Genomic DNA, 3,842 nt, shown 5'->3' with positions numbered 1-3,842 from the left:
TGCACCATCAGCACCGTGAGCAGCTGCCCGCCCACGGCCAGCCAGCGCAGCTGCACCAGCTGCATCAGGTTGCTGCGGCCGGCGCGGGCGTCGGGCGTCAGCGCCGGGTCGTCGACCAGCGGCGAATCGCCACGCGCGGGGTCGGGCTGCGGGCCGCCGGGCCCGCCCTGGCCTTCGTCGGGCGCGCTGTTGCGCCAGGGCCACCACGGCGGCAAGGGGGCGAGTCGAAAACCGGGCATGGACAGGTTCAGGCGTGTGGGGCGGTCAAGCCGCAAGGCGCGGCAGCCAAGCCGCGCGGAGGGGGCAGCTTACGCGGCCGGCCGGCGCCTGGTGCAAGACCGTGCGCGCCACAAGGCCGGCGCGCCCGGATCACTCATGTGCCGCGGGCCGGCGCGTGGCGCCACAGCAGCACCGCCGCCACCACGCTGCCCAGGGCCAGCGCCAGCCAGGTGAGCGCATAACCGCGGTGGTTGTTGTTGAAGTGCAGCACGGTGAGCCCGCCCTGCGGCACGTCCACCGAGTTGCTGCCGGCCGCAGGCGCCGCCACACCGGCTGCATGCTCGCCGTCGCGCGCCACGTCGATGAAAAAAGGCGCCGCGTTGATGCCGGCGGCCTGCGACAAGGCGGGTACTTCACGCCCCACCCAGCGACCGGCGGCGGGATCGTTGCGCTGCCACAGCCACTGGCCGGCTTCGCTGAAGCGCAGCAGGCCGGTCACCGTCACCTGGGCTTGCGGCGCGCCGGCCGGCAAGGCGGCAGGGCGGCGGCCCAGCGCCTCGGGCACGAAGCCGCGGTTGAGCCACACCCGGCCGCCGGCGGCCAGGTGCAGGGGCACCATCACCCACTGGCCGCGGCCCAGCTCGGTGCTGGCCAGCACGCGGATCTCGTGCTCCGGCTCCAGCCAGCCCTGCAGCGTGACGGGGCGGTATTCGTCGGCCTCGCGGCTCATGCCGGGCCAGGCGCTGGCCGGCGGCAACGGCTGCGGCGCGGCGGCCAGCTGGCGCTCCACCCGCGCGATCAGCGCTTCCTTCCAGGCCAGGCGCTGCCACTGCCAGGCCGACAGGGCCACGAAGCCGGCGGCCGCCAGCAAGGCGGCCAGGCAGACCACGATGCGCAGCACGCCCCCGGTACGGCCAGGGCGTTCGGTCAAGACCGGTGCTCCTTGGGCCCGTCAGGGCCGGGTGCGCATGTCGTGCACCGGCATCATGTTGGTGTTCAGGTGGTGCATCACCCAGATCGAGCCGGCCAGCATGATGATCACCAGCACCCCGGTGAACACCAGCGCCAGCAGCGACCAGCCCTGCTCCACCCGCGCATTCATGTGCAGGAAGTACACCATGTGCACCACCACCTGCACAGCGGCCATCACCAGGATGACGGCGGCGGTGATGCCCGGCGTGGGCAGCACCTTGGCCATCACCAGCCAGAACGGAATGGCGGTGAGCACCACCGACAGCAGGAAGCCGGTGATGTAGCCCTTGTAGGTGGCGTGGTACTCCGGCTCACCATGGTCGTGGTGCGGGTGGTCCAGGTTCTCAGCGTGGGTGTCGTGCGTCGCAGCCATCGCAAGGCTCCTTCAGGTCAGTCAGACGGCCGGGGGCATGGAGCCCATCAGGTACACGAACGTGAACACGCCGATCCAGATCACGTCCAGGAAGTGCCAGAACATCGACAGGCACATCAGGCGGCGGCGGTTGGCGGTGGTCAGGCCCAGCTTCTTGACCTGGATCATCAGCGTGACCAGCCACAGGATGCCGAAGCTCACGTGCAGGCCGTGGGTGCCCACCAGCGCGAAGAACGAAGACAGGAACGCGCTGCGCTGCGGGCCGGCACCTTCATGGATCAGGTGGTGGAACTCATACAGCTCGAGCCCGACGAAGGCCAGGCCGAACAGGCCCGTGATGGCCAGCCAGGCCAGCACCTGGCCCTGCTTGCGCTGGTTCATCGCGATCATCGCGAAGCCGTAGGTGATCGACGACAGCAGCAGCATGGCCGTGTTCACGGCCACCAGCGGCAGGTCGAACAGGTCGGCGCCCGAGGGGCCGGCCGCGTAGCTCTGGCCGTAGACCGCGAACACCGCGAACAGGATCGCGAAGATGAGGCAGTCGCTCATCAGGTACAGCCAGAAGCCCAGCAGCGTGCCTTGCTGCGGGTGGTGGCTGCCGTCGTCGTAGAACTTCAGCGGGGCGCCGTTGGCATCCACCGCCGCATGCGTAATGGCCGTCATGGAAAGGTCCTTGGATCGGTTGTCGCGGCGCGCGCTCAGGCGCTGGCCTGCTGCGGCGTGGCCAGGCCCAGCGCGGCCAGCTGGCGGGTGCGCTCGGCTTCGCTGCGGGTCACGGCATCGGCCGGGATGTGGTAGTCGCGGTGGTAGTTGAAGGTGTGCACCACGGCAGAGATCACCACGGCCGCGAACGAGGCCGCCGCCAGCCACCAGATGTGCCACACCAGCGCAAAGCCCATCACCGTGGACAGCGCGGCGATGACCACGCCCGCTGCCGTGTTCGACGGCATGTGGATCGGCTGGAAGCCGTTGAGCGGACGTTCGGCGCCGACTTCCTTCATGTGGTGCCAGGCATCGCGCTCATGCACCACCGGCGTGAAGGCGAAGTTGTAGTCGGGCGGCGGCGAGGCGGTGCTCCACTCCAGCGTGCGGCCGGTGCCCCAGGCGTCGCCGGTCAGGTCGCGGTTCTGCTCGCGGCGCAGGTAGCTCACCACCAGCTGGATGATGAAGCAGGCGATGCCCAGCGCGATCAGCACGGCGCCGAAGGCGGCGATCTGGAACCAGATCTGCAGGCTCATGTCCTGGAAGTGGCTCATGCGGCGGGTGACGCCCATCAGGCCCAGCACGTACAGCGGCATGAAGGCGAAGTAGAAGCCCACGAACCAGAACCAGAACGAGCACTTGCCCCAGAACGCATCGAGCTTGTAGCCGAAGGCCTTCGGGAACCAGTAGGTGATGCCGGCGAACACGCCGAACACCACGCCGCCGATGATCACGTTGTGGAAGTGCGCGATCAGGAACAGGCTGTTGTGCAGCACGAAGTCGGCCGGGGGCACCGCCAGCAGCACGCCGGTCATGCCGCCGATGACGAAGGTGACCATGAAGCCGATGGTCCACAGCATCGGCACCTCGAAGCGGATGCGGCCGCGGTACATCGTGAACAACCAGTTGAAGATCTTCGCCCCTGTCGGGATCGAGATGATCATCGTGGTGATGCCGAAGAACGAGTTGACGCTCGCCCCCGACCCCATGGTGAAGAAGTGGTGCAGCCACACCAGGTACGACAGGATGGTGATCACCACCGTGGCGTACACCATCGAGGCATAGCCGAACAGGCGCTTGCTGCAGAAGGTGGACACCACCTCCGAGAAGATGCCGAACACCGGCAGCACCAGGATGTAGACCTCGGGGTGGCCCCAGATCCAGATCAGGTTGACGTACACCATGGCGTTGCCGCCCAGCTCCGTCGTGAAGAAGTTGGTGCCGACATAGCGGTCCAGGCTGAGCAGCACCAGCACGGCGGTCAGCACCGGGAAGCTCACGACGATCAGCACGTTGGTGCACAGGCTGGTCCAGGTGAAGATGGGCATCTTCATCAGGCTCATGCCGGGCGCCCGCATCTTGACGATGGTGACGATCAGGTTGATGCCCGACAGCGTGGTGCCCACCCCCGCCACCTGCAGCGACCAGAGGTAGTAGTCCACCCCCACGCCCGGATCGGCCAGGATGCCCGACAGCGGCGGATAGGCCAGCCAGCCGGTGCGCGCGAATTCGCCGACAAACAGCGACAGCATCATCAGCACCGCGCCACCGGCGGTCATCCAGAAGCTGAAGTTGT

At 68.1% G+C, this 3,842-nt stretch carries 4 protein-coding genes and 1 pseudogene; all 5 read right to left on the bottom strand.

Going from position 1 to position 3,842, the window contains the following annotated elements; translation table 11 throughout:
• A pseudogene (locus ABNT58_RS00560) lies at positions 1–239 on the bottom strand (hypothetical protein); the annotation flags it as partial.
• A gap of 134 nt (positions 240–373) precedes the next feature.
• Complete coding sequence (locus ABNT58_RS00555) at positions 374–1,150, bottom strand: SURF1 family protein (protein WP_348751568.1); 777 nt, start codon at positions 1,148–1,150, stop codon at positions 374–376.
• Positions 1,151–1,171: 21 nt separating this feature from the next.
• Positions 1,172–1,564, bottom strand: a complete 393-nt coding sequence (gene cyoD, locus ABNT58_RS00550) for a cytochrome o ubiquinol oxidase subunit IV (RefSeq protein ID WP_348751567.1) — start codon at positions 1,562–1,564, stop codon at positions 1,172–1,174.
• A gap of 21 nt (positions 1,565–1,585) precedes the next feature.
• Positions 1,586–2,227 carry a cytochrome o ubiquinol oxidase subunit III gene (gene cyoC, locus ABNT58_RS00545; protein ID WP_348751566.1) on the bottom strand — a complete coding sequence of 214 codons (642 nt, stop codon included), beginning with the start codon at positions 2,225–2,227 and terminating at the stop codon, positions 1,586–1,588.
• A gap of 35 nt (positions 2,228–2,262) precedes the next feature.
• Positions 2,263–3,842, bottom strand: a 1,580-nt coding sequence (locus ABNT58_RS00540) for a cbb3-type cytochrome c oxidase subunit I (RefSeq protein WP_348751565.1), incomplete at its 5' end; no start/stop codon positions are given.

It is taken from the genome of uncultured Aquincola sp., from assembly GCF_964001545.1.
Classification (GTDB): domain Bacteria; phylum Pseudomonadota; class Gammaproteobacteria; order Burkholderiales; family Burkholderiaceae_C; genus Aquincola.
This window is presented reverse-complemented; position numbering and strand designations above follow the sequence as displayed.